The organism is Chryseobacterium sp. WG23 (assembly GCF_024586575.1).
In the GTDB taxonomy this organism is placed as follows: Bacteria; Bacteroidota; Bacteroidia; order Flavobacteriales; family Weeksellaceae; genus Chryseobacterium.
In genome coordinates this window covers 150,385-176,589 of sequence record NZ_JALCZE010000012.1, presented here as the reverse complement: position 1 = coordinate 176,589, position 26,205 = coordinate 150,385, and the positions used below count along the sequence as shown (strand labels likewise).

General features: G+C 37.5%; 22 protein-coding genes and 1 riboswitch. Of the genes, 15 read left to right on the top strand and 7 right to left on the bottom strand.

What is annotated here, in order from left to right; all coding sequences use genetic code 11:
- Positions 1-33 precede the first annotated feature (33 nt).
- Positions 34-549 carry a hypothetical protein gene (locus tag MP477_RS18440; RefSeq protein WP_257191530.1) on the bottom strand — a complete coding sequence of 172 codons (516 nt, stop codon included), beginning with the start codon at positions 547-549 and terminating at the stop codon, positions 34-36.
- Positions 550-616: 67 nt separating this feature from the next.
- On the bottom strand, positions 617-1,456 hold the full coding sequence (locus MP477_RS18435; protein WP_257191529.1) for an alpha/beta fold hydrolase: 840 nt from the start codon (positions 1,454-1,456) through the stop codon (positions 617-619).
- Between the two features lie 69 nt (positions 1,457-1,525).
- Between MP477_RS18435 and MP477_RS18430 the strand changes: the two genes are divergently transcribed.
- The 8 genes from MP477_RS18430 (at position 1,526) to tenA (ending at position 8,871) form a co-directional block, all read left to right on the top strand.
- Positions 1,526-2,299, top strand: a complete 774-nt coding sequence (locus MP477_RS18430; RefSeq protein ID WP_257191528.1) for a HipA family kinase — start codon at positions 1,526-1,528, stop codon at positions 2,297-2,299.
- Entirely contained in the window at positions 2,286-2,669 is a 384-nt protein-coding gene (locus MP477_RS18425) for a DUF3037 domain-containing protein (protein WP_257191527.1), read from the top strand. Before MP477_RS18430 ends, MP477_RS18425 begins: the two co-directional genes overlap by 14 nt.
- Before the next feature lie 22 nt (positions 2,670-2,691).
- Complete coding sequence (locus MP477_RS18420) at positions 2,692-3,723, top strand: alpha/beta hydrolase (protein WP_257191526.1); 1,032 nt, start codon at positions 2,692-2,694, stop codon at positions 3,721-3,723.
- A 207-nt stretch (positions 3,724-3,930) separates the two neighbouring features.
- Positions 3,931-5,772, top strand: a complete 1,842-nt coding sequence (locus MP477_RS18415; protein ID WP_257191525.1) for a carbon starvation protein A — start codon at positions 3,931-3,933, stop codon at positions 5,770-5,772.
- 47 nt (positions 5,773-5,819) lie between these two features.
- A riboswitch (TPP riboswitch) is annotated at positions 5,820-5,913 on the top strand.
- Positions 5,914-5,974: 61 nt separating this feature from the next.
- Positions 5,975-6,772, top strand: a complete 798-nt coding sequence (thiM, locus tag MP477_RS18410; protein WP_257191524.1) for a hydroxyethylthiazole kinase — start codon at positions 5,975-5,977, stop codon at positions 6,770-6,772.
- Positions 6,769-7,404, top strand: a complete 636-nt coding sequence (gene thiE, locus MP477_RS18405) for a thiamine phosphate synthase (RefSeq protein WP_257191523.1) — start codon at positions 6,769-6,771, stop codon at positions 7,402-7,404. Before thiM ends, thiE begins: the two co-directional genes overlap by 4 nt.
- Positions 7,401-8,234, top strand: a complete 834-nt coding sequence (gene thiD, locus MP477_RS18400; RefSeq protein WP_257191522.1) for a bifunctional hydroxymethylpyrimidine kinase/phosphomethylpyrimidine kinase — start codon at positions 7,401-7,403, stop codon at positions 8,232-8,234. The genes thiE and thiD overlap by 4 nt, the downstream gene beginning before the upstream one ends.
- Positions 8,221-8,871, top strand: coding sequence for a thiaminase II (tenA, locus tag MP477_RS18395; protein WP_257191521.1), 651 nt, complete (start codon positions 8,221-8,223; stop codon positions 8,869-8,871). Before thiD ends, tenA begins: the two co-directional genes overlap by 14 nt.
- 107 nt (positions 8,872-8,978) lie before the next feature.
- Here the strand turns inward: tenA and MP477_RS18390 are convergent, their stop codons facing one another.
- From MP477_RS18390 to MP477_RS18380, 3 genes are all read right to left on the bottom strand, one after another.
- On the bottom strand, positions 8,979-10,931 hold the full coding sequence (locus MP477_RS18390; RefSeq protein WP_257191520.1) for a hypothetical protein: 1,953 nt from the start codon (positions 10,929-10,931) through the stop codon (positions 8,979-8,981).
- Between the two features lie 198 nt (positions 10,932-11,129).
- Complete coding sequence (locus MP477_RS18385) at positions 11,130-13,931, bottom strand: TonB-dependent receptor plug domain-containing protein (RefSeq protein ID WP_373567437.1); 2,802 nt, start codon at positions 13,929-13,931, stop codon at positions 11,130-11,132.
- A 356-nt stretch (positions 13,932-14,287) separates the two neighbouring features.
- The gene (locus MP477_RS18380) at positions 14,288-16,618 is read right to left on the bottom strand and encodes an ATP-dependent helicase (protein WP_230038897.1); all 2,331 of its coding nucleotides are present in this window, start codon (positions 16,616-16,618) and stop codon (positions 14,288-14,290) included.
- Positions 16,619-16,930: 312 nt separating this feature from the next.
- Here MP477_RS18380 and MP477_RS18375 point away from each other — a divergent pair, with 312 nt between their 5' ends.
- The 3 genes from MP477_RS18375 (at position 16,931) to secG (ending at position 20,925) form a co-directional block, all read left to right on the top strand.
- Positions 16,931-18,244 carry a pitrilysin family protein gene (locus MP477_RS18375; RefSeq protein WP_257191518.1) on the top strand — a complete coding sequence of 438 codons (1,314 nt, stop codon included), beginning with the start codon at positions 16,931-16,933 and terminating at the stop codon, positions 18,242-18,244.
- 7 nt (positions 18,245-18,251) lie between these two features.
- A complete protein-coding gene (locus tag MP477_RS18370) occupies positions 18,252-20,282 on the top strand; it encodes a pitrilysin family protein (protein ID WP_257191517.1) in 2,031 nt (676 codons plus the stop codon).
- Between the two features lie 286 nt (positions 20,283-20,568).
- Positions 20,569-20,925 (top strand): preprotein translocase subunit SecG, encoded by a 357-nt coding sequence (gene secG / locus MP477_RS18365; RefSeq protein ID WP_230038889.1) that lies wholly within the window; start codon positions 20,569-20,571, stop codon positions 20,923-20,925.
- 51 nt (positions 20,926-20,976) lie between these two features.
- On the opposite strand, the gene MP477_RS18360 is transcribed toward secG, so the two are convergent.
- Together MP477_RS18360 and recR are read right to left on the bottom strand one after the other, a co-directional pair.
- Positions 20,977-21,816 (bottom strand): glycosyltransferase family 2 protein, encoded by an 840-nt coding sequence (locus tag MP477_RS18360; RefSeq protein WP_257191554.1) that lies wholly within the window; start codon positions 21,814-21,816, stop codon positions 20,977-20,979.
- Positions 21,812-22,423 carry a recombination mediator RecR gene (gene recR, locus MP477_RS18355; protein ID WP_257191516.1) on the bottom strand — a complete coding sequence of 204 codons (612 nt, stop codon included), beginning with the start codon at positions 22,421-22,423 and terminating at the stop codon, positions 21,812-21,814. Before recR ends, MP477_RS18360 begins: the two co-directional genes overlap by 5 nt.
- A gap of 408 nt (positions 22,424-22,831) precedes the next feature.
- Between recR and MP477_RS18350 the strand changes: the two genes are divergently transcribed.
- From MP477_RS18350 to MP477_RS18335, 4 genes are all read left to right on the top strand, one after another.
- Positions 22,832-23,437 carry a hypothetical protein gene (locus MP477_RS18350; RefSeq protein WP_230038887.1) on the top strand — a complete coding sequence of 202 codons (606 nt, stop codon included), beginning with the start codon at positions 22,832-22,834 and terminating at the stop codon, positions 23,435-23,437.
- Between the two features lie 20 nt (positions 23,438-23,457).
- The gene (locus tag MP477_RS18345; RefSeq protein WP_257191515.1) at positions 23,458-23,949 is read left to right on the top strand and encodes a hypothetical protein; all 492 of its coding nucleotides are present in this window, start codon (positions 23,458-23,460) and stop codon (positions 23,947-23,949) included.
- Positions 23,950-24,074: 125 nt separating this feature from the next.
- A complete protein-coding gene (locus MP477_RS18340) occupies positions 24,075-25,517 on the top strand; it encodes an aminoacyl-histidine dipeptidase (protein WP_257191514.1) in 1,443 nt (480 codons plus the stop codon).
- Positions 25,518-25,595: 78 nt separating this feature from the next.
- Positions 25,596-26,177, top strand: a complete 582-nt coding sequence (locus tag MP477_RS18335) for a TIGR00730 family Rossman fold protein (RefSeq protein WP_257191513.1) — start codon at positions 25,596-25,598, stop codon at positions 26,175-26,177.
- Positions 26,178-26,205: the final 28 nt, after the last annotated feature.

Genomic DNA, 26,205 nt, shown 5'->3' with positions numbered 1-26,205 from the left:
TCTTATTTAGAGAAAAGAAGATTCTTCTTCTCTTTATTTTGCTTTCAATGTTTCTGAAACCGTTATTTTTCCTTTTTCGGCAAAATCGCTTACTTTTCCGTTTTTATCAATCGCCACATTCAGGTTATCATTTTTTGCATCATAATAGATGGAGGTAGAATATCCCGGACAGTCATGTTGCTTACAACCGTTCAGTTTATAGATTCCGTTCTCTGAAACAATAGGGCTTTCCACATTAAAGAATTTTACCATTTCATCGTATTGAGGTCCTACAACTTTTTTCAATCTTTCGGTCAGGTTTTTGTCTTCAAATAGTTTAATATCATGTGGATATTTACCAACATTTTTAGTAATAATATTGTCCGTAGGAGTAGTAGCCTGTGAAGGTACAGCTACTGAGTCTGTCTTTGGAACTCCTGTAGAATCTTTAGGCATTACGGTCGCTAAAGTATCTCTGCTTACTGAAGATTCTGTTTTAGTTTCTTTTTTACAAGAAACAGCTGCTGTCAATAATGATAAGGCGAAGGCGCCTGCAATAAGTTTTTTCATAATTAATTTATATGGTGGTTAGTATCATAACGGGATTTATGATATATTATTTATGATATTGAGCGTATTACATTTTTTCTTTTATAAATTCAATACATTTTTCCACTGCAGTATTCAGATCTTTTGGCAAGCCATTCTCTGTCCAGGGTTCTTTAGCTCCGAAGGTATGATTGGCGTTTTCCATAAGAAACAGTTCAGAATTCGGATGGAGCAGGTGAAGATGCTCTGCCTGTTTTACCTCTATGGCTTCATCCTGAGTGCCATGAATAATCAACATATGAGCTTTAGCCATTTCTGTGGCTCTTTCCACATCAAAACGAAGTACATTTTGCTCAAAATCTTCATAAAACTGGTAATAATGAGGCATTTCCTGCTTTGTACGTCCATTCAATACATAATAAACTCCTTGCTGCTTCCAGCTCTCTAATGCTTCACCGTTAGGAAAACGTTCCAGAGTATCTACACTGGCCAGGGTAATAAGTCCATTGATCCTTTCATCTTCAAATGTTTTAATAATAGAAATTCCGCCTCCTCTGCTGTGTCCAATCAGAATTATTTTCTGAGCATCCACCTGGGGCTCTTTGATAAAATGATCAATTACCACACCAAGATCGGAAAGTTCCTTGGAGTAATTATTATTTCCAAATGCCTCCAGATCGGCAAAATTATGGGGATCCTCAACTGTTGTTCCATTGTGAGAAAAGTTGAATTTTACAAAGAAAAAGCCAGCTTTAGCAAACTTTTCAGCCATTAGATCCCATGCTCCCCAATCCTTATAGCCTTTATAGCCATGAACAAATATCACTAACGGAAGTTTCTTTTCGGCATTTATGTAAAAAGCATCCGCAAGAAAACTTCTTGTTTCAGTATTTTCCAAATGTATATTCTTTTTGATAGTAAGATCCATACAGTAAGACAATTAATTTTAATCGAAATTATGAAAAAAACTATTAAAAAATAACCTTATTTTTGCGGCATGCAGGATTTAAGAACGGTAACCGTCACGCGTTACATTCTGCCACTAAGAGAAGGAGGTTCACTACCTGCTCTGGCAGAAGCTGATGATGATTTCAAATATGTTTTAAAATTCCGGGGCGCAGGCCATGGAGTTAAGATGCTGATTTCTGAATTGTTGGGAGGCAAAATTACGGAAGCTTTAGGGCTCAAAATCCCTGAGCTCGTTTTTGTAAATCTTGATGCAGACTTTGGCAGAACAGAAGCTGATGAAGAGATCCAGGATCTGCTCAAATTTTCTGAAGGCCTAAATCTGGGACTGCATTATCTTTCAGGATCTATTACCTATGATCCGGGAGTATCTGTAGACCCTCTTCTGGCTTCAAAAATTGTTTGGCTGGATGCTTTTATTACCAATATTGACCGTACTTTTAAAAATACCAACATGCTGATGTGGAATAAAGAACTCTGGATAATTGACAACGGAGCCTCATTCTATTTCCACCATTCATGGCAGAATTTCGATACAGCAGCAAAAACACCATTCAAATATGTGAAAGACCATGTATTGCTTCCGAAAGCAAAAAAACTGGATGAAGCTGACCAGTTTGCTCACAGCATATTAAATGACAGCCTTTTCAGAGAAATTGTCAACGCAATCCCTGAAGACTGGTTACATTGGAATGACGCTGATGAAACACCCGATGAAATCCGTGAGATCTATTTTCAGTTTATGAAAACCAGATTAGAAAATTCTCAAATCTTTGTAAACGAAGCCAAAAATGCAAGAGGATAAAATATATGAATATGCGGTAATACGCTTAGTACCGAAAGTTGAAAGAGAGGAATTTTTCAATATTGGGCTCGTCATGTTTTCAAAAAAAGAAAAATTTATCCGCGTAGCATTCCATTTGTGCCCTGATAAGTTTAAGCTGATGCACAGTAAACTGGATTATGAGGATATCATTCAGAACCTTGAAAGCTTTCAGAAAATTGCTGAAGGAAATAAAGAAGGAGGTCCTATTGCTATGCTTGATATCCCCGAACGCTTTCGCTGGCTAACGGCTGTACGAAGTGCTGTTGTTCAAACTTCAAGACCTCATCCCGGAAAATCAAAAGATCTGAATACTACCTTTGGTAAACTTTTTGAGGAGTTAGTAAAATAACACTTCTTCAAAAAATTTTACTATGAAATTAACGAATAACATATCAATTTACAGGTTTTTTACGAACCTGTTTTTTGTTTTGCTTTTAAGTTCTTCTCCTTTAATTTTTTCACAGTCATTTTCACAAGTCCCAACCAAGGCTGCACGGATAAAAAGCACCCTACTTCCTGAAATAGCCACAGTTTCCGAGAATATAGTTTACAAAACCGGTAAAAAGGGAACACCTGTGACTTTGGACCTTTATACTCCAAAGAATGCATCTATTGATAAGCTTCCGGTATTAATCTACGCTCACGGAGGTGGATGGATTGAAGGTGATAAAGTTGTCTATACTGACAATTATCTGGAAAATACGATTGTAAAACTGATGGCAAAGCAATATGCTGTTATCAGTATCAATTATACACTGCTGAATGAAAGCACTCATTTTCCTCTTCCACTGGATGATACCAAAGATGCCATAAGATGGGTAAGAAAGAATGCAGAAGAATATAATTTTGACACCCATAATATTGGCCTATTTGGCGCTTCAGCGGGAGCACACCTTTCTCTTCTCGCTGCTTATACTCCGGATAACACTTTTTTAGGAAGCCCGGATCTTTCATCCTATTCAGCCAAGGTAAATTATGTTGTAGATCATTATGGTCCTGCTGATCTGAACAAACTTTTTCATACCAGGCTGGGAGTTATTCCGGTTTCCATGATTGGAAGGATTTCAAAAAAAATTGTCAGTCTGCAGCAAAATCTGGTAAAAGGTCTTTCAGGATATGATATTAAAAAAGATCAGGATAGAGCCATAGATTATTTAAAAACTATTTCTCCTGTCACTTATGCTGAAAACGGTGTTCCTACCTTAATCGTTCAGGGAAATAAAGATAAAATCGTCCCTCTGAGCCAGTCTAAAAAGTTATATAGAAAACTCAAAAGGGCAAAAGTAGAAACATCCTTAATTATCATTGATAATGGCGTTCACAGTTTTTCCACTACAAATAAATCCGCCCTTGATAAGATGACAGATCAGATGGTAGATTTCATTATTTCACAGAAAAAATAATATATCTACGAAGCAAGCAATTTAGATACATAAGGACTGATAATCAAAACTATAAATTAAATAAAAAATTACAAAACAGTAAATTTGCTAAATTAGTATACATATCATTACTTTTTATACTTAAAATAATTAACTTGGCTGATATTTGAATTATTAATAATAAAATAGGATTCAGATTTAATTATTCACTAAAAAAAACAAAATGATATGAATTTCCTGAACAATATCAATGCGCTTACGCTCATATTTGCATCAGTTCTAATTTTTGCTATAGCTTACCGTGTTTATGGCATCTTTATCGCCAACAAAGTGCTTCGTCTTAATGACCAGCATACGACCCCGGCTGTTGAGTTTGCAGACGGAAAAGATTATGTCGCTACGAATAAAAATGTGCTTTTCGGGCATCACTTTGCGGCTATTGCTGCTGCAGGCCCTCTGGTAGGCCCTGTTCTGGCTGCACAGTTTGGCTATTTGCCCGGTGCCTTATGGATCTTAATTGGCTGTGTATTGGGAGGTGGTGTACATGATATGGTGGTATTATTCGCTTCTGTAAGACATAAAGGACAAAGTCTTGCTACCATAGCATCCAAAGAAATCGGTAAAGCAACCGGTACCGTAGCGGGATTTGCCATCTTATTTATATTGATCCTGACCCTGGCAGGTTTATCTCTGGCATGCATCAATGCCATGCATGAAGCTTCCTGGTCTCTGTTTACAGTGGTCATCACCATGCCTATTGCGGTTATTATGGGGCTTATCATGCGTTATAAAAAGAACAGCGTTCTTTTTGCCAGTATTTTAGGCGGTATTCTTTTAATTGCCGGAATTATTGGTGGACACAGCCTGATGCAGAATCCCACTATGAATAATTTATTTTCGTGGGATATCAAAACCATCTCCATAGCTATTCCTTTATATGGTTTTTTAGCTTCTGTATTGCCTGTCTGGTTATTATTGGTTCCCCGCGATTATCTTTCTACGTATTTAAAAATAGGAACAATCATTATGCTGGCTATAGGAGTCATTGTCATTCATCCTACAGTACAGATGCCGGCACTTACCGCCTTTGTAAATGGAGGAGGCCCTGTCATTGGCGGTCCCGTACTTCCATTTATTTTTATTGTGATTGCCTGTGGTGCTATTTCGGGGTTTCATGCCGTAATTGCTACGGGAACAACTCCCAAGATGCTTAATAAAGAAAGGGAAATTCTCTTTGTAGGCTATGGTGCCATGCTTGTAGAAGGCTTTGTGGCCTTAATGGCTCTCATTGCTGCATGTACATTAATGCCGGGAGATTATTTTGCCATCAACACCCCAAAAGAATCATATGATGCTTTTCTTGCAGCACATCCTGCCTTACATGGAATAGATATTGATTATTATTCTCAAAAGATTGGTATTGATCTTCATGGCAGAACCGGCGGGGCCGTATCACTTGCCGTAGGAATGGCTCACATATTCAATAAGATCCCTTATATGGACCAATTAACCGCATACTGGTATAATTTTGCCATTATGTTTGAAGCCGTATTTATCCTGACAGCCATTGATGCCGGAACAAGAGTAGGGCGTTTCTTTTTACAGGAAATGCTGGGTTCTGTGATTCCAAAATTCAATGATAAAAACTGGGTTCCCGGAATTATCATCAGCAGTCTTCTTTTCACTTTTGCATGGGGATATCTGGTATACACAGGAAATGTAAGCAGTATCTGGCCACTATTCGGAATCAGCAATCAATTACTTGCCGCCTGCGGATTGATTGTCTGCACCACTATGCTGATCAGGATGAACAGAGGAAAATATGCTTTATGCTCGGCTATTCCCGGTGTTTTTATGGCCGGAATTACTTTCTGGGCCGGCTATATTCAGGTTGCTACCATTTATATTCCAAAAGAACAGTATTTATTGGCTGCTTTAGCGGTAACAGCTATGGTACTGATGCTTATTGTTTTTATCGGAGCTTTTATAAAATGGTATGAGCTCTTAAAAATCAATACAACGAAAACGGATTTTTATGGAGAACAGGTAAAGGAACTTGTGGAAAGATAAAATTACGGGGAAGGTTTTTTGCCCGGTGTGATAATTTTTATACATTTGTTTTGCTTTAGGGGTATTCTGAAAAAGAATTGAGAGAGTCCCTTTGAACCTGATACGGCTTACACCGACGTAGGGAAAAGCAAAATTACTTGATCTACTCATGTGGTTTTTGTTTTGGATTTTTCCTAAAGCTATTTTTATTTTAATGATAACAATGGAAAAAATACTTTGGCAGCAAGTTCAGCTTGTAAAACAAAAATCTCCCCTGGTTCACAACATCACCAATTATGTAGTCATGAACAATACAGCCAATGCCCTTTTGGCTGTTGGAGCCTCTCCCATTATGGCACATGCCCGATCTGAAATCAAAGAAATGATTGGTATTGCCCATTCGGTGGTGATCAATATAGGCACTTTAGATGAATACTGGTCAGAGTCTATGCTTCTGGCCGCTGAAACAGCGCATTCAGCAGATAAACCCTGGGTTTTGGACCCTGTAGGTGCGGGAGCAAACTCTTTCCGTGATCAGGTTTTACAACAACTCTTACAATTTCAGCCTACTGTTATCAGAGGAAATGCTTCAGAGATTATTGCACTGGCCCAAGCTAATACCACTGTTACTAAAGGGGCAGACAGTACTGCACAAAGTAATGAAGCGGTTCATGCTGCCCAAATACTGATGCAGCGCTGCCATTCAATAGTCTGTGTTTCCGGTGAGACGGATATTATTATAGGTCCGCAACAAAGTTTTTTTATTAAAAACGGGCATCCACTTATGACTAAAGTAACAGGTCTTGGGTGTTCTGCTACAGCATTAACAGGTGCGTTTATAGGCAGTGTGGAAGATAAAACACTTGGTGTTGCTGCAGCAATGGCAGTAATAGGCATTGCCGGAGAACTGGCTGCTCAGCAAAGTAAAGGTCCCGGAAGTCTCCAGGTCAATCTGATTGATAAACTGTACAATATGACAGAAGAAGAATTCATCCAAAACCTAAAGATAGAACAAAAATGAGCCTGCATCCTTTTCCCTATCAGCTGTATCTGGTGATTTCTGAAGCCGATTGCATTGGAAAAAACTTTCTGGAAGTTGCCGAACAAGCCATTCTGGGCGGAGTGGACATTATCCAGCTCAGAGAAAAAAACGACAGTACCGCCCTGTTTCTTCAAAAAGCCGGAAAGCTTATCGAAATTACAGAAAAGTATGGTATTCCCCTTATTATTAATGATCATTTAGAAGTTGCTGAAAAAGTAAATTCAGCAGGTATTCATGTTGGGAACAATGATACTGCCCCCACCTTTTTAAGACAACAGCCTTCTATCCAAAATAAAATCATTGGATATTCTATTGAACACCTGGCTCAGCTTGAAAATAAACAGACGTTGGTTTCTGATTATCTTGGTATAAGCCCTGTATTTAAAACAAATACCAAAACAGATACCGTTACAGAATGGGGTCTTGAAGGTGTTGCAAAAATCCGGCAGCTTACAGAAAAACCTCTGGTCGCCATAGGCAGTATACATCTTGGAAATGCAAAGGAAGTTCTCAACGCGGGAGCAGACTGCCTTGCAGTAGTTTCCGCAATATGTGGTGCTGCAGATCCTCAAAAGGCAGCATATGAATTAAAAAATGAAATTTTAAAATGAAAAAATACAAATACCCATCCGTATTGACCATTGCAGGTTTTGACGGAAGTGGTGGCGCAGGTATTCAGGCAGATATCAAAACAGCTTCTGCTTTAGGATGCTTTTCCACCTCAGTATTAACGGCCCTGCCTGTACAAAACACGCAGGGAGTAAGGACCATATATCCTGTTCCTGTGGAAGCAGTAGCCGATCAGATCAAAGCGATTCTGGATGATATTTTTCCCGATGCCATTAAAATAGGGATGGTTCATACTCCACAATTGGTTGAGACTATTGTTTCTACATTATCACAGTATAAAAGAATCCCCATTGTATTTGACCCGGTGATGGTTGCTACCAGCGGCCACAGGCTTATTGAGGAGAAAACCATCACAGCGATCACAGAAGAACTATTTCCTATTGCTGACCTCGTTACCCCCAATATGGATGAAGCAGCAATTTTAGCCGGCATGAAAGTCGAAACGCTGGAAGATTTATACGCTGCAGGTGAAAAAATAAAACAATTAGGCTGTAAGAGCATACTTCTCAAAGGTGGCCATCAGGAAACCTCATCCATTACTTCCTTACTTTATGATGAACATTGGCAATACCACAGTTTTGAAACGCTGAAGCTCAATACCAATAATACCCATGGTTCCGGCTGTACGCTTTCTTCTGCCATAGCTGCTTATCTGGCTCAGGGAAAAAGCTTATATGATTCTGTTTCTTTAGGCCAGAAGTATGTTTATGAGGCTATAAAAAATGGCATAGATGTACAGACAGGACATGGAAACGGTCCTCTTAATCACTTTTTTAATCCTCAAAAACTCATCAAAAATGAAATGGTCTGAACAAACCTGGCAGACAATAGCAGAATATTACCAGTCTATTCTTAGCATGCCCTTTATCAAAGAATTGTCAGAAGGTTCCTTACCTCAGGAAAAGTTCCGTTTTTATATGGCTCAGGATTCATTATACCTTGAACATTTCGGCAGGACCCTTTCCCTGATTGCTGCAAAAATCCCGGATCTCCAGGATGTTCTTGCTTATATGCGGTTTGCTGAAAATGCTATTGTAGTGGAAAATGCACTGCACGAATCTTATTTTAAAGATTTCGGACTTACAGATAAAGGTGTCTTACAGCCTGCCTGCCATCATTACATCCATTTTCTGAGAAGCACTGCAGCTTTAGAATCTGTAGAAATTGCCATTGCCGCTGTACTTCCTTGTTTCTGGATTTATAGAGAGGTTGGAAATTATATTTATCAAAACCATACTACCGTCAATAATCCTTATGAACAATGGATTGCCACCTATTCCGGAGAAGAATTTTCTGCTGCCGTAGACCAGGCTATTTCCATTTGTGATATAATAGCAGAAAAAACCACTGAGGAAACACGAAAAAAAATGACAGAAGCTTTTATAACCGCCTCCAGAATGGAATATCATTTCTGGGAAGCAGCTTATGAATTAAAAACATGGAAATAATTCCGTAAACAAACCGGAATTTCAAAACATAACAAAGAGCCTGTTTAGCTATGTAAACAGGCTCCTGAAAAGAAGAGAGTGCATCTTTTGATCAAGCACTTAGCTCTTTAGATAAGTCCCCAATTATTAAGACCCCGAAACACTTCAAATTGCTGAGTATCTGTATTATATTTTACATCTCCCAAAAATCCATGATATTTTCTTGTAGCAGTCGTATGGCTGCCGTTGATTGTAACCAGTTCCTGGTTGGAAACATTACCGACTACATTATTTAAAATATTATCATTGCCAAAATCAAATCCTTTAATATTGGGTATTGCTGCACGGAAAGCGACCTGAAGCGAATCTGTTGAGTTAAATATATTGGTTGATATCCTTACATTATTACAATATGGAGTAGCCGTAGACGGATCATCCACAAACGGATCAGTATCAATAGAATGATACTTAAATTTCAACACATTATTCTGAATGATCACATTCTCATTTTGTGAAACCAGACATATATTTCTGTACTGAACACTTTCCAGCGTATTACCTTCGATAAGAACATTTCTGGTATCCTTACCTCCACACATAATATTTTCGTGGTATATTTTATCAATCTTGGAATAATTGTTTATTATTTTCACATCATCTGACCAGCCTATATTTGCTAAAACATATTGTCCGTCTTTTTCCACAGGAGACGTTTTTTGAAGAGTTACATTCTTTACTCTTTTTTCTCCGGTAAGTCTTAAAGCCAGTAAGCATTTCACCTTGTTATTAAAGCAATAAACATCCTCAATCAGCCCATATCCAGCCTCCAGGTTAATAGCACGACCATTAGCTTCAGAACATATCAATACATTATTTGTAATGCTTATACCTTTTAAGCCATCCAGAACTCCTAAACAGGATATAGCATTGTCACAAGCCGGGGCATATACATAGTTTTTATCTACAAAGATATTTCGCATTAGCTGTCCAGGATCTTCCCATTTATCCATTTCCAGGTCAATAGCAGCAACAAAATTCTTTGCTTTTTCCATATGATTGCGTTCAATATTAATATCTACACCGGAAATTACTGCTACATTAGCTCTGAGGGGATTAAGCAATACATTATCGTAAACCTGGATATTTTTACAATAAAGTTGCAGTGGCTGTACACCGTCTATTGTATGCCAATATATCTGAATGCAATCTCCAAGAGCATTTTCAATTGTATTATTGAATATCTTTACATTATTGGATGATACAACCACAATAGGAGCCTGTTGCTGGCTCCCCTCATGTACACCATTCCATGCGCCATCAAGATGAAAACCGCTGATCTCCATATAATCGCTACATATTTTATTGGCAACATAAAATATACTGTATCTGAAATATTCATCAGGATTTGGAGCAAAAGCATTGATCTCATCAGTTACTTTTAACTTGGGAAAGCCATGACCTGTAGCAGAGTTAAATAACCTTACCTTACTTTTAACCAGATAATAAGTTTCTGAATTTGGAGCTGGGTTTGGATTAAGATTACGTATATATAATGGCAACTTTAGATTGGCAGCCTCCTGAAATTTTGGAGCATTATCTGTCACATTATCCTGCTTTGCTCCAAAATAGGACACATCAACTTCTGTAGTAAATTGATGAAATAATCTAATAGTTCCTGACGTCACTAAACTTCCTTTGTTATCAGGAGCAGTGCTCGCAGATAAATAATAATTAATAGGAGCAGGTGTATCTCCTTTAATATAGTATCCACTAAGCCTAATTCCTTTATAAAATTTCATTTTTAATAAAAGGATTTCAGTATCTGTCAGATTACACATCTCATCCATGGTATCTTTTTCCAGATATTCATTTCCATGAGAATAAATTCTTACATAATAATCATTTCCCTTTTTCCTGTAGATTACATTATCTGCTTTAGAGTCATCCATCAGGGTGTTATCATACCAATGTGTAATTTTTTTAAAATTCACATTTTCATAGGTGCTGCTGTCTACCAACTGAATAAGATCATCATTTGGGAAACTACTAACTGGAGCAAAAAAATCTTCTGTAAAAATCATAAATATTATTTGTTTAAGGTTTACAGAACTAAGGTAATAGCTGGTTACGACAGAACTTGACGCATTTCAATTAATTTCAACAGGTTAGTAGATTTCAAGAAAGGATTTTGAGTTGAATCAATGGTTAAAATCTCCACAATCTATAATAAAAAAGACTGCTCATTTTCAGAACAGTCTTCCTTCAAAATTTTATAACCATTAAAAATTAAAATTAAGTCTTGTAAAAACATATCTCCCGTTCTGCCCAAACTGAGAAGTAGAACGTGAATAAATAAACTGGTCATTATTAGTAGACGCAGGAAGGTTTTTAGTAGGATAAATATCAAACAAATTGTTTACGCCGAGGGTCAGTCCAATGTTTTTGGTAAACTGATATGCCAGAGAAAGGTCCGTAATAATTTTGTCTCCAATCTGCTGATGCTCATTAAAATCAATAATTCCGTCTCCGTTGGCATCAATAATATCTGCTCCCGTTACTTTTCCGAAATACGTATTTCTAAGATAGAAGCTCGCATTCTTCCATGAAAGGGTATGAGAAAGACTGGCTTTTACTCTCGGTACGGCTTCTTCCAGATATACTCTGGATTTTTCTGAGAAATACACTTTTTCAAGCTTTGGAGACTGTAGAAGTCCTGATGAATGGATGTCTCCTACCTGTTTAGTTTGGCTAAGATTGACTGCAAAGCTGTTATCCAGTTTTAATCCTGAAAATCTGACATTATGCGAAATAACCACATCCACCCCTTTGGTTTCCGTATCAATAGCATTGGTAAAAAGCTGAGCTCCGTTAATACCTAACTCATCATAGACTTTTTGTGCTGCGGCAGGTACATCTGCTCTTAAAAACTGGTCTGTAAGAATAATTCTGTTGTCTATTCTCGTAAAGTATCCGTCTGCTGTAAATGTTAAACTAACAGATGGAATTTTATAGGTAAATCCGACACTTGCAGATTTTGAGGTTTCCTGTTTCAGTTTCGGGATTTCCAATAATCCTGCTACCGCCGAATCATTACTGAAAGTTCCTACTTCCAGCAGTTGATTGTTTGTAAATAAAGTAGAGGTTACATTATAATAAATCTGGTGAATAGAAGGTGCTCTGAATCCTGTAGACCCGGCAAGCCTTACATTGAAATTAGGGGCCACCTTTATTCTTGAAGCCAGTTTATAATTAAAAGTAGATCCGAAATCCGAATAGTTTTCATATCGCGCAGCTGCATCCACCAATAACCAATTGGTAAAATTAAATTCCACATCTGCATAAGCGGCTACAGACTGTCTGTTTTTATCTACTGCATTGGCCGGTTTAAATCCGCTAAATACCTGTGAGCCTCCGGGAAGCGCAGCTCCAAAGAAGTCCGTAGGCCTTTGAGAATTTCCCGTCCATACATTTCCTGAAGTATCATATGTAGCATAGGAAGCTTCCTCCCCTGCTGTTATTTTAAAATTTTCATACCGGTGTTCTGCTCCAAATGCAACATTAATTCCTTCCCAGACATCATATTTTTTTGAAAAATCCAGATTAAGGGTATTTTGTGAAAACTTCAATCCTCCGGCCTTAAATTCATTGGGTGATGCAAAGCGTAAAGACGTATTTCCGGTATTCTGAATGGTATAAGTAAATGAATTCTGTCCGAAAGTATTACTGAAATCAATATTCCAGCCATCCCACTTCCCTTTGATCCCTGCAGCCAGTGAAATATCCTGGATATCTGTTCCAATCTGAGGCAGATAACCGTTAGCAGATAGCCCTGTAAAGGTTCTGCTTTGGTTAGGTTTTCTGTAAAACCCTCCGGAAGTACCATGTCTTAAGCTATATCCCCCGAAAGAATATACTTTCCAGTTATCATTGATGGGAACTTCCATATTGACAAAAAGCTGATGATTGTTCAGCTTAGACTGTCCTACCTGCATATTGAAATCCTTTCTTGTAAGTCCTCTGTAAGCCAGTTCCTGGTCGGTAACATCAAAATTCAATAAAGACTGAAGTCCTTTCTGAATAACATTTCCGTTTCCGTCTTTTATATCCTGGATGGTAGATGCTCCCTGAATTGCAGCCTGCTGATCGGCAGTAAAGTAGTTTACCCCCTGAGCATACTGATGAATAGAGTTGATGATCTGTTGTGAATTCGGGGTGCTATTGATATTATTAAAAAGAGAAGAAAGGTTAACCCCATTATTTAAGGCACGCTGCTCAATGGCATTATAGGCATTATAAATAGCTCCGCTTTCTGCACCGGCCCTTGAAGTAGGTTCTCTGAACTGAGAAGACCAGGTAATATTAAAAAAACCACCTTTTGTTCCTATTTTATTACCGTAATTCAAATCCACCTGAACATTCTGACCGTCAAAATTTCCGGTATGGTCATTGGCTGTAGGAGTCAAATTTCCTCCGTAGCTCAACTGACCTGTTAACTTTCCGGTATCTTTTTTAAGCTCCAGATTGATAACTCCGGCAATAGCATCTGAGCCATACTGGGCAGCAGCACCATCTCTCAAAACTTCAATTCTGTTGAGGGCAAAGGCCGGAATAGCGTTCAAATCTGTTCCCACTGTTCCTCTTCCGGGTGTTCCGTTTACATTAACTAAGGCTGAAGTATGTCTTCTTTTTCCATTAACCAATACCAATACCTGATCCGGTCCTAATCCTCTCAACTGGGCTGGATCCAGGTGATCTGTCCCATCCGAATTGGTTTGAATAGTAGAAGTAAAAGAAGGAGCCAGTGCGTTCAAAATCTGCCCTATTCCGGATTGTGGAAGAATTGCAGAAGATTCTTTGATATTGAATACATCCACGGGAACCGGGCTGTCTACCTTTGATCTTGCTCCGGCACGTGAACCTAAAATTACAACCTCTTCTACATTATTCGTTTGTATGGTGTCTTTATGTACTTTTATACTGTCTTTTTCCTGGCCATAAGCATAGGTTCCCAGAAAAAATAAAACAGAAGCAGAAAAAATAGTTTTTTTATTTTTCATATAGTTTAGAATTTGATTGAGCATTTATGTTTTTACAGGGTGCAAATGTAAAATATATTCATTAGTCCACAAAATTTATAGACTTTGTTTTTATAAAAAATAATTATCGTTTCTTTCTATCCCTTATTAAAGTTAGATAAATTTCAAGTGATTTTAATAAAAAAAGTGACATTCGATAGGGATAGGCTTTTAGTCCAAACATAAGCCGGTATAATTATCTTGTGTACGTTGCCATTCTTAAGTTTAGGCTAAAGCCCTATTGGAAAATCTTTTTTTGTAAATGGCTAAAGCCCATTTCTACTGAATAAAGTCTTGTATTAACAACAAAAAAACAGACTCAAAATTGAATCTGTTTTTCTGTATCGATATTACTATGACTTCTAAATCTTAGTCAGTTTAGCATATTTCAGAATCAGGTTTTTCTCTCCTTCATGGATGAAAACAACTTTGGCCTTGATATTCTGAGGATCTGTTCCATCTAAGAAAGTCACCTGTCCGATTCCGAAACGGTCATGTCTCACTTTATCTCCTACTTCAATATCCTGAGAAGAAGCCCCACTCGGATTGATAATTTTAGCGGTACTTACAGGTTTCAGCTTTCTTACTTCCGGCTCCGGCTGTGACTGATCTCCTTTGGCAATTGTCTTTTTCTCAACTTTTTTGAAAGTCTTTTGCTCTGAAGGGTGTTCATCAAAAATATTGGATCTCACCCCGGAATTATTAATAAATCTTTTTTCCATCGCCGGATTAATGAACTCGATAAATTCTTCATCTATCTCACTCAAAAACCTCGAAGGCTCTGCATCTGTAATTTTACCCCATTGAAAACGGGAAACCGCATAAGAGAAAAACACCTGTTTTTCAGCTCTTGTCAGCGCTACATAAAATAGTCGTCTCTCTTCTTCCAGATCCTCGCGGGTGGCAGAACTCATAAAGCTTGGGAAAAGGTTTTCTTCAAGCCCCACCAGATGAACTACCGGGAACTCAAGTCCTTTTGAAAGATGAATGGTCATTAAAGAAACCATATCATCACCCAGGTTTTTATCCTGTGTATCTGCAGAAAGAGCAATATTTTCAAGGAAATTAGGAAGACTTGGGTCTCCATCCTCAAGCTGCATCTGCTCTTCAATGAATCCCTGCATTGAGTTCATTAATTCCTGAACGTTTTCTACCCTGGAAATTCCTTCCGGAGTCTGATCATCTTTTAAGAATTTAATTAAGCCGCTTCGCTTCGCTACTTCCATAGCTACACTATAAGCAGTTTCAGTTTTCAATAACACCTGAAATGCTTTGATCATAGACCAAAAGTCATTCAGCTTGTTTAAAACACCGTTATTTAACCCCAGTTGAGGAGCATACATCGGAAGGTTATCCAATACTTTTGAAACAGAAACATTTTGAGCATCTGCAAAGACAATCAGTTTATTCTGTGTTGTTTCCCCTATACCTCTTGCCGGATAATTGATAATTCTCATCAGCGCTTCAGAGTCATTTTCATTGACCAAAAGACGCAGGTATCCGATAAGGTCTTTCACTTCTTTCCTTTGGTAGAAAGAAAGACCACCATATACTTTATAAGGAATATTTTTACGTCTCAAAGCATCTTCAAATGCTCTTGTCTGGGAGTTTGTTCTGTATAAAATAGCAAAATCGCTGTATTTTCTCTGGTCACGGTTCCGAAGTTCCCAAATATTTCCGGCCACAAAATTGGCTTCATCAGCGTCAGAAAGTGAGCGATAAATTTTGATCTTATCCCCTTCTTCATTATCACTGAAAACATTTTTCTTAAACTGCTGAAGGTTTTTTGCAATCACTACATTGGCAGCATTTACAATCGTTTGGGTTGAACGGTAATTCTGTTCCAGAGAAACCGTTACTGCATCCGGATAATCTTTTTTAAAGTTTAGGATATTGTAAATATTGGCACCACGGAAAGAATAAATAGACTGAGCATCATCTCCCACCACACAGATATTCTCAAATTTTGAAGCCAGTGCTTTTACAATAAGATACTGAGAATGGTTGGTATCCTGGTACTCATCTACCAAAATATATCTGAATCTATCCTGATATTTCGCAAGAATCTCCGGAAAACGGGTTAATAATTCATTGGTTTTTAAAAGCAGATCATCAAAATCCATAGCTCCGTTTCTATAGCATGCATCCACATATCTCTGATAGATCTGTCCGATAAATTTCATATTGGCCTTTTCATCCGCTTCCATCAGTTCTGGATTATTGAAATAGGCTTTTACCGTAATCAGGTTATTTTTATAGGTAGAGATTCTTGCCTGAACTTTCTTAGGTTTATAAAGATCAGCATCGATATTCATATCCTTCAAAACCTTTTTGATGACGTTCAAAGCATCCTGCTGATCATAAATAGTGAAGTTGGAAGGGTAACCAAGGTAATGCGCCTCTATTCTTAAAATTCTTGCAAAAACCGAGTGAAAAGTTCCCATCCAAAGGCTTCTTGCATTACTGTCTCCCACCACCTTTGCAATACGGTCTTTCATCTCGCGTGCCGCTTTGTTGGTAAAGGTAAGAGCCAGGATATTGAAAGGGTCCACTCCATTATTAATTAAATGGGCAATACGCATAGTAAGTACACGTGTTTTCCCGGAACCGGCTCCCGCAAGCACCATCAGAGGGCCTTGTAAAGAGGTAACGGCTTCATATTGTGATTCATTGAGTCCTTTCAGGTAATCCATACTGCAAAAAAAATTTGGGAGTACAAAATTAATGTATTCGGAGGAGAATTCAAACTTTGATTAGAGAAGTTAGAAATTATAAGATCCGGAGTAGAGATAAGAGGCCTTGAGACAAGAGATTTTGAGATTAAGAGACTAAGAGACTTGAGACGCAGAGATCTGAGATCTGAGATCTGAGACAGCACTGCACATCAGTAATCAAGGTAAACGAATTAACTATGCATAATTTACTTATACTTTTTCACTTTTACCCCTCCTTCTGTAACATTTAATTCACTTTTCCTACTAATTGATAAAACAATTTCTAACTTTATGAAAAAGCGATTTCTCTCTGCTGCTGCCGTAGCTTTCTTCGGAATGATACTGAATGCTCAGCAAATCAAATTCGAAGAGTATGATCTTCCGAACGGTCTTCATGTAATTCTTCACCAGGATAATTCTGCGCCGGTAGTTACTACAGGGGTTATGTATCACGTGGGAGCAAAGGATGAAGTGAAGGGCAGAACCGGTTTTGCACACTTCTTTGAACACCTTTTATTTGAAGGAACTCCCAACATCAAAAGAGGTGAATGGTTTAAGATCGTTTCTTCAAACGGAGGACAGAACAATGCCAATACAACCAACGACAGAACGTATTACTACGAAACCTTCCCTTCCAACAACGAACAGCTAGGTCTTTGGATGGAATCAGAAAGAATGCGTGCTTCAGTGATCAATCAAATTGGAGTAGATACCCAGAGAGAGGTGGTAAAAGAGGAAAAAAGAATGAGAATGGATAACCAGCCCTATGGAAATCTTTTCCCGACTATTCAGAAGAATCTTTTTACCAATCACCCATACAACTGGCCTACCATTGGTTCTATGGATGATCTTAATGCGGCAAAGCTTGAAGAATTCCAGGCATTTTATAAAAAATACTATGTTCCCAACAATGCTACATTAGTGGTGGCGGGAGATATCAAACCTGAACAAACAAAAAAATGGATTCAGGAATATTACGGAGGTATTCCCAAAGGAACTCTTTATCCAAAAGATTTCCCTAAAGATGCTCCTATCACTCAGGAAAAAGAAGTGACAGCAACTGATCCCAACATCCAGCTTCCGGCCTATGTTTTTGCATACAGAACACCGGCCAACAAAGAAAAAGATGCTTATGTATTAGATATGCTTTCTTCTTATTTAAGCAGTGGAAAATCATCTGTTTTATACAAAAAATTAGTAGATCAGGATAAAAAAGCTCTTCAGGTAGCTGCTTTTAACCAGGGACTTGAAGATTACAGTATTTTCGCATTCTTTGCTATTCCGATGGGGCAGACTACCAAACAGACTTTACAGGCTGATATTGATGCAGAGATTAAAAAGCTTCAGACGACTTTAATTTCTGATGAAGATTATCAAAAGCTTCAGAACCAGTTTGAAAATCAGTTTGTCAACCAGAACTCAAGCATTCAGGGAATAGCTGCATCTTTAGCTACCAATCATGTATTGATGGGAAATACCAATCTTATCAATAAGGAAATAGACATTTACAGATCTATCAGCAAACAAGATCTTCAAAATGCAGCTAAAAAATATCTGAATTCCAATCAAAGAATCATTATCAACTACGTTCCTGAGAAAAAATAATTTACCCATGAAAAAGCAATTTACCTATATAGCAGCGGCATTTTTATTTGCAGGAATGCTTTCTGCACAAAAAATTGATATTAATGCAATGCCAAAACCAGGGCCTACCCCTGCCATCAACATTGCCCAACCAAAAACCTTCCAGCTAAGCAACGGGCTTACCGTAATGGTGGTTGAAAACAACAAACTCCCAAGAGTTAATACAACTCTCTCTATGGACAGGCCTCCTTATTATGAAGGAAATATAGCTGGTGTAAGCCAACTTATGGCAGAGCAGCTTGACAATGGAACCACGAATCTAAGTAAGGATGAGTTTAACAAAAAAGTGGACTTTCTGGGTGCTAATATCAACTTTAGCTCTACGGGAGCAGCTTCCAACTCGCTTTCAAAATATTTTCCGGAAGTATTGGGACTTATGGCTGATGCAATTGTTAATCCAAAATTCTCTGCCCAGGAAATTCAAAATGCAAAGGAGAGAATTATTGAAGGCTTAAAAGCTGATGAAAAAAACGCATCTTCTATTGCAGCAAAAGTATCCAACGCACTGACGTATGGAAAAAATACTTCAAGAGGAGAGTTTGAAACGGTAGAATCTATCAACAAGATCCAGCTTGCAGATGTACAAAATATTTACAACAAATATTACACTCCGGATAATGCGTATTTAGTGATTGTAGGAGATGTAAAATTTGATCAGGTGAAACCTTTGATTGAAAAGGCTTTTGGAAACTGGAAAAAATCGAATACTCAATTTGCAGCCTTAGAGCCGGCTTCCAACCTTTCCAAAACAGAAGTAAATGTGGTGGATGTTCCTTCCGCAGTACAGTCTGTACTATCGGTAAGCAACCTGAACAGTCTTAAAATGAAAGATCCTAATTACTTCCCTGCTACCATAGCCAACTATATTTTAGGTGGTGGTGGTGAGGCCAGGCTTTTCATGAACCTTAGAGAGAAAAACGGGTTTACCTATGGAGCTTACTCCAGCATGACTGCCAGCAAATATTCTCCGGAATTTTCAGCTGAAACCAGCGTAAGAAATGAGGTGACAGATAAAGCTGTAAAAGAATTAATGAATGAGCTTAATGCCATTTCTACCGTAAAGCCTGAAGAACTGGAAAATGCCAAAGCAAAGCTGAAAGGCTCATTCATCTTGTCTCTGGAAAAGCCTGAAACAATTGCAAGATTTGCCGTAAACCAAAAAGTTCAGAACCTTCCTTCAGATTTTTATACCAATTATTTAAAATCTATTGATAAAGTAACCGTTGCAGATGTTTCCAATGCTGTAAAAACAACAATTCTTCCCAACCAAAGCAGAATTTTCATTGCCGGTAAAGCATCGGATATTTCTGAAGGGCTTGAAAAATTAGGCTATCCTGTAAAATACTTCGATAAAGAAGCGAACCCTGTAGCAAAACCTGCGGCACAAAAAGTAGATACCAGTGTGACTATTGCTTCTGTAGCAGATAAATACATCAATGCAATCGGAGGTTTGGCAGCAGTTCAGAAAGTAACTTCCATTACAGCTGATGCCACTACCAAGCTTCAGGGAATGGACATGAGCATGAAGCTTATCCAGGCCAAGGGCGGAAAAATGGCTATGGACATGAAAATGATGGGCAATACCATTCAGAAAATTGTTTTTGACGGTAAAGACGGATATGCAGAAACACAGGGACAAAAAACTCCTTTAAATGACAAACAGAAAGCTACCATGACAGAACCGGAGCTTTTTCCGGAACTGACTTTTGCAAAATCCTCTGATTTTAAATTAGCAGGAATTGAAAAATATAACAATGAAGATTCCTACGTTATAAAAGGAGCCAAACAAACCTATTATTACAGTGTAAAAACAGGCTTAAAAACAGGAGAAATAAAAATGGGAGAAGGGGGTGCTATCCCAACCAGTTTTGCAGACTATAAAGATGTTTCAGGAGTAAAATTCCCATTTACAATTATCCAGAATATGGGAGGAATGGAAATCAATATGACTGTACAGTCCTATGTACTTAATCAGGCAAAGGATTCTGATTTTAAATAGAATTTTTAACGTATCAATATAAATGTATCAATAAAACGGCGGCGGCTTTGCTGCCGTTTTTATTTTTACCTGAATCTATATTCAAAAGAGAATAATAATCAAGCGCTTCTAAAACAGCATAAAATGTATGATAACTTCCCTGTTCCTTCTTTCAATCCTAAATTTTAAGCTTAAAAACATGGTCTGATCTCTAAACTTTTGCACTTGACTCATATTTACTGCCATCTTTTTTTGTTGTTCAGTAAAAAAAGGTTAAATTTGCCCATTCAAAAAGATATCAGAATTAATGGATACTATATTTACACTATTGATGGTTCTTATTATGATTGCCAGTGTTTTATTGGTGATTGTTGTTATGGCTCAAAATCCTAAAGGAGGAGGCCTTTCCAGTACATTCGGAGGTGCATCATCTGCACAGTTCGGAGTACAAAGAACCAATGATTTCATGGAAAAAGCTACATGGACTCTAGGCGGAACAATCATTGTTCTTATTCTTTTAAGTGTTGTGATTACCGGCAAACCGTCACAAGTGGCTCCCGCACAACAACCTGTAAAAAAGGAAGCTCCGGCTAAGCAATCAGCTCCAGCTTCTTCTACAACAACGACAGCTCCGGTTCAGGCTCCTGTAACCCCGGCTAAATAAGAAAGTAATTACTTTAGATAAAACAAAAGCAACTCAATTTGAGTTGCTTTTTTATTTTAGCTTGATCTTTTCAATCTGGTGCCGGAGTTTCAATCCTGCTTTTAAGAATGAATACTGTACAGGTTTTTCTTCTTTATAATATTTATCTATGAAAATCTGCATGGCACCATAAAACCTTTTCAGATATACATCATCTTTAATGGTACTTTCACCTTTATGATGAAGGATTGAAGCCTTTCCGTAATAATAGTTTACATACTTATTTCTCAACAATGTATAGCAAAGGTCTATATCCTCCCCATACATAAAGTAAGCCTCATCCAGTCCGCCAATCTTTTGGTACACTTCCCTCTTAATCAATAAAAAGGCACCCGTTATGACTTCCACTTCCGCAACGGCATACTCCTCAATATCGCTTCTGTAATAGGATTTTGAATTATTTTTCTTAAAATTAACAAACAGTTTTTCGAAAGAATTGAACATATCCGGTACCGAACGTTTACTTTCAGGCAGAAAATCGCCCTGAGCATCATGCATGCGCACCCCAAGGCATCCGAAATCAGATTTAGAATCTGCAAAATCCAGCAGCTCTCTCATATAAAAGCCTTCCAGTTCTGTATCAGGATTCAGAAGCAAGACATATTCTCCTTTCGCTACATTGATCGCCTGATTATTTGCTTTGGAGAATCCTCCGTTAATCTCTGAGGAAATAAAACTGACCATTGGAAAATCCGGAATAAGGTCTTTCCAGGAGGTGTCTTTAGAAGCATTATCCATAACAATAACCTCAAAATCTACGTCTTTTATATACTTTTGAATAGACAAAAGACAGCTTCTGAGTAATTGGGTAACATTGTAATTAACAATAATAACAGACAGCTTCATATTAATCCTTTTCGTTGTACGGCAACCTGTTGATAATAGATCTCCCCAATGAAATTTCATCGGCATATTCCAATTCATCTCCTACTGAAATTCCTCTTGCAATACTTGAAAAACTCACATTAAAACTTTTGAATTTTTTGTAAATATAATAAGCAGTGGTATCTCCTTCCATGGTGGCACTCAGGGCAAAAATAAATTCCTTAACCTTAGCTTCATTTAATTTTCTTTCAATACTTGGAATATTCAGCTGGTTGGGACCTACTCCTTCCATTGGAGAAATTTTTCCTCCCAGAATCAGATACTTTCCTGTATATTTTCCCGTATTTTCAATGGCTATCACGTCTCTTACATCTTCAACAATGCAGATCAATTCGCTGTTTCTCTTTTCATTGCTGCAAATCTCACAGATATCAAAGTCAGAAAAATTGTGACACTCCTTGCAGTACTTAATTTCATTAACAAGATTAATCAGCGAATTCCCAAGGCTCACGGCTCTTGAGTTCGGCTGCTTCAATAAATGTAATGCCAATCTTAAGGCTGTCTTTCTGCCGATCCCGGGTAAACCGGAAATCTCATCAACCGCCTTTGCCAGCACTTTACTTGGGTAATCCATAGTTACAAAAATAAGGATTATAGTTGAGGAAAGGTGATAATTTATCCGTAATAATTATGAATTATAGATGACTAAATTCAGGTTCCGCGGGGTAGAAAATGGAATAGAAAGATCAGAGAATAGCCAATATCCTTTGCTGTAGATTATTTTTTAAAATGTATAATGTATAATGTATAATGTATAATGTATAATTAATATTTGATATTCAAAAATTCTTTTTATTTACATCTGAGGTCTTTATTCTTGACTCTTGGCTCTTGATTCTTGGCTCTTGATTCTCAACTCTCAATTTCCGCACTCTAACATATACTCTTTTTACATTATACATCAAAACATAACTCTCCCCATACCTTATAACTCTAAAAAAACCTCTATATTTGCGGCCTAATATGAAAAAAATACACTAACATGGTACTTAATAACTTAAATTATCCACTGGATTTCAAATTCAAAATCACTACATTAGCAAGTGACTTCAACATTACTGACAAAAATGGAAATTATGTAGCGTACGTACGTCAGAAAATGTTTAAACTGAAAGAAGATGTTGTTGTTTTCAATGACGAGACTAAGTCTAAGGAACTGTTCAGAATCAGAGCTAATAAATGGATTGATTTCAATGCTTCTTATTCTTTAAATGACCTTATTGACAATAAAAACTTCGGCAGACTGGCAAGAAAAGGAATGCGTTCTATATGGAAAGCAAGTTATGATGTTCTGGATGCTAATGATCAGCCCAAATTTAAAGTGCAGGAAGACAGTGCATGGGTAAGATTCTGGGATAGCTTTGTTGGCGAACTTCCTATTATCGGAATGTTTACCGGTTATTTCCTTAATCCGTCTTACACCGTAACAGGTATGGATGGGAAAGCCTATTTTAAATTGAAGAAAATGCCTTCATTTTTTGGAAGAAGGTTTCAGCTGGACAGATTAATTGACATTGATGATGAGGAAGAAAGTTTAGTAATCCTTTCATTATTGATGATGACCCTTTTGGAAAGAGCAAGAGGTTAAGAATATAAAACCACAAACCAATGAAATACCTAATCATTTTTTTCTCTGCGTTTCTGCTAGTAGCCTGTAAAAAGGATAAAGAAACTGTTTCAGGGATCCCTCCAGCCGATTCTTTAAGCATTGTGAAAGATTCTGCTGCAACAGATACATCTTCAGGAAAAATCCTGGTTGGAAATATATCTTTTCCAAAAGAAATTAAAGAATGTTCATGTTATTTTGCCATTAACAAAGCTGATTTTGAAGCTGAAAAATATATCTATGCTGATGATGCCGGAAAAACCGCTTATATGAAGCTTGACGGTAAAAGGCTGGCTATGAATCTGATCTCTTCAAGCGATATGGAAGTGGATGAAGAACTGACCAAAGAAATAGAAAATGATGATTATAAGATCTCTGTAAAAGGTAAAAAAATAAAAGGCGAAGAAGCTTTACTATTTGAAGGTACGCTGACGATTGAAAAACCGGATGGAACGGTTTTCACAACACCTATCTACGGAGAATGTGGATGCTAATACAACAAAAAGGGTAAAAGGCCGGTTCACAAATTAGGTTTTGGCTCATTTACAATTCATAAAAAATGCTTCTGTATCCTACGGAAGCATTTTTAATTTCGTAAATTTGAGAAAAATAAATTTCAATGGCATTATCTAATATAGAACCGCAGATAATCTGGAAAAACTTTTCCAAATTAAATGCAGTTCCAAGACCATCAAAAAAAGAAGAAAAAGTAATTGCTTTCATCAAAGGATTTGGTGAAGACCTTGGACTGGAAACTACTGTAGATGAAGTAGGAAACGTAATTATCAAGAAACCGGCTACTGCAGGAATGGAAAACCGTAAATCTATTGTGTTGCAATCACATCTGGATATGGTTTGTCAAAAGAATAATGATGTCAATTTTGATTTTGAAACAGAAGGTATCAAAATGGAAATTGATGGTGACTGGGTAAAAGCAAAAGGAACAACTTTAGGAGCTGATAACGGTTTGGGGGTAGCTACAATTATGTCTATTCTTGAAAGTTCAGATATCCCACACCCTGCTTTGGAAGCTTTATTCACTATTGATGAAGAAACAGGAATGACCGGAGCTATAGGATTAAAGCCGGGCCAGTTAAAAGGGGAAATTTTACTGAACCTTGATACGGAAGAAGATGATGAGATTGACATCGGTTGTGCAGGAGGTGTAGATGTTACCATTACTCAAAACTATGCCACAGAAGCTCCAAAAGGGCAAACAGTAAGAATTGAAGTAAAAGGATTACAGGGAGGACACTCCGGAATGGATATCCACAAAGGATTCGGAAATTCAAATATTATTCTGGGAAGACTTCTTTACAGCGGTTTAGAGAAACAAAATATTGAATTGATCTCTATCGACAGCGGTGGATTGAGAAATGCTATTCCAAGAGAAGGTGTTGCCATTATTGCGGTAAGAAATGCTCAGGAATTTATAGAAGAAACAACGTTACTAAAAAAAGATATCTTAGAAGAATTCGCAACAGTGGAACCTGGAATTCAGATTAATATTGAAATTTCTACCTCATCTGACAAAGCTATTTCTGAAGCTGATTCCAAAAAAGTAATTCTTACACTGAAGTCGCTGCATAACGGGGTCTACAGAATGAGCCCGGATGTTGCAGATCTTGTAGAAGCGTCTAATAATGTAGCAAGAGTTGAATTAAAAGGGGGTGAACTTAAAATCTTAAACCTGACAAGATCTTCTGTAGATTCTTCTAAATATTCTGTAGCAGAGCAATTAAAATCTGTAGCAGAGCTAGCTGGAATGGATGTTGTATTCAGCGGTTCTTATCCGGGATGGAAACCAAAACCGGGATCAGAGATCGTAAAGCTCATGGAGAAAATCTACACAGAAAAATTCAGTGAGAAACCTCATGTAGTAGCTTGTCATGCAGGGTTGGAATGTGGTATTATCGGAGCCAACTATCCTGATATGGAAATGGTAAGCTTCGGGCCAACCATCAGAGGAGCACACTCTCCAGATGAAAAGGCTAATATTCCTTCTGCTCAGAAATTCTGGAGCTTCTTGAAGGATATTCTAGCTAATATTCCACAAAAATAAAATAGTAAAATAACTATATTGAATATCCAAAGTCGCTTGATTTTGGATATTTTTAATTTTATAAAAAAGCATTTAAGTATGAAAAGTATAACAGTTTTCTGTGGCTCAAGTTTCGGGTCAGATAAAATTTATGAAGAACAGGCTTTTTTACTTGGGCAAACCTTAGCCAAGAAAAATATCCAATTGATTTATGGCGGTTCGGAAACAGGTTTAATGGGATCAATAGCCAATGGTACTTTAAGTGAAAACGGAAAAGTAACAGGGGTTCTTCCTCAATTTTTGCAATCCAAGGAAATTGCTCATAAGAACTTAACTGAGCTTATTCTGGTAGAAACGATGCACGAAAGAAAAACTAAAATGAATGAGCTTTGCGATGGGGTTATTGTCCTTCCCGGCGGCTATGGAACGTTGGAAGAATTTTTCGAGATGATTACCTGGGCACAGCTCGGGCTTCACAAAAAGCCCATTGGTATTTTGAATATTGATGATTTTTATGATGATCTGATCAAATTGGTTCAAAATATGGTCAATAAAGGCTTTTTAAAACAGGTTAACAAAGATATGCTTCTGATCAGTAATACGATTGATGACCTGCTGGAAAAAATGGAAAATTACCAGCCTCCTACGGTTGGAAAATGGATTTCTAAAGAGGAAGTTTAATTATAAAAAGAAGGAATATTTTTAGAGT

Excerpts from the sequence above, each read along its gene's own strand:
- MP477_RS18440 (WP_257191530.1), bottom strand. The coding sequence starts at position 549 with ATGAAAAAACTTATTGCAGGCGCCTTCGCCTTATCATTATTGACAGCA.
- MP477_RS18435 (WP_257191529.1), bottom strand. The coding sequence starts at position 1,456 with ATGGATCTTACTATCAAAAAGAATATACATTTGGAAAATACTGAAACA.
- MP477_RS18430 (WP_257191528.1), top strand. The coding sequence starts at position 1,526 with ATGCAGGATTTAAGAACGGTAACCGTCACGCGTTACATTCTGCCACTA.
- MP477_RS18425 (WP_257191527.1), top strand. The coding sequence starts at position 2,286 with ATGCAAGAGGATAAAATATATGAATATGCGGTAATACGCTTAGTACCG.
- MP477_RS18420 (WP_257191526.1), top strand. The coding sequence starts at position 2,692 with ATGAAATTAACGAATAACATATCAATTTACAGGTTTTTTACGAACCTG.
- MP477_RS18415 (WP_257191525.1), top strand. The coding sequence starts at position 3,931 with ATGAATTTCCTGAACAATATCAATGCGCTTACGCTCATATTTGCATCA.
- thiM (WP_257191524.1), top strand. The coding sequence starts at position 5,975 with ATGGAAAAAATACTTTGGCAGCAAGTTCAGCTTGTAAAACAAAAATCT.
- thiE (WP_257191523.1), top strand. The coding sequence starts at position 6,769 with ATGAGCCTGCATCCTTTTCCCTATCAGCTGTATCTGGTGATTTCTGAA.
- thiD (WP_257191522.1), top strand. The coding sequence starts at position 7,401 with ATGAAAAAATACAAATACCCATCCGTATTGACCATTGCAGGTTTTGAC.
- tenA (WP_257191521.1), top strand. The coding sequence starts at position 8,221 with ATGAAATGGTCTGAACAAACCTGGCAGACAATAGCAGAATATTACCAG.
- MP477_RS18390 (WP_257191520.1), bottom strand. The coding sequence starts at position 10,931 with ATGATTTTTACAGAAGATTTTTTTGCTCCAGTTAGTAGTTTCCCAAAT.
- MP477_RS18385 (WP_373567437.1), bottom strand. The coding sequence starts at position 13,931 with ATGCTCAATCAAATTCTAAACTATATGAAAAATAAAAAAACTATTTTT.
- MP477_RS18380 (WP_230038897.1), bottom strand. The coding sequence starts at position 16,618 with ATGGATTACCTGAAAGGACTCAATGAATCACAATATGAAGCCGTTACC.
- MP477_RS18375 (WP_257191518.1), top strand. The coding sequence starts at position 16,931 with ATGAAAAAGCGATTTCTCTCTGCTGCTGCCGTAGCTTTCTTCGGAATG.
- MP477_RS18370 (WP_257191517.1), top strand. The coding sequence starts at position 18,252 with ATGAAAAAGCAATTTACCTATATAGCAGCGGCATTTTTATTTGCAGGA.
- secG (WP_230038889.1), top strand. The coding sequence starts at position 20,569 with ATGGATACTATATTTACACTATTGATGGTTCTTATTATGATTGCCAGT.
- recR (WP_257191516.1), bottom strand. The coding sequence starts at position 22,423 with ATGGATTACCCAAGTAAAGTGCTGGCAAAGGCGGTTGATGAGATTTCC.
- MP477_RS18350 (WP_230038887.1), top strand. The coding sequence starts at position 22,832 with ATGGTACTTAATAACTTAAATTATCCACTGGATTTCAAATTCAAAATC.
- MP477_RS18345 (WP_257191515.1), top strand. The coding sequence starts at position 23,458 with ATGAAATACCTAATCATTTTTTTCTCTGCGTTTCTGCTAGTAGCCTGT.
- MP477_RS18340 (WP_257191514.1), top strand. The coding sequence starts at position 24,075 with ATGGCATTATCTAATATAGAACCGCAGATAATCTGGAAAAACTTTTCC.
- MP477_RS18335 (WP_257191513.1), top strand. The coding sequence starts at position 25,596 with ATGAAAAGTATAACAGTTTTCTGTGGCTCAAGTTTCGGGTCAGATAAA.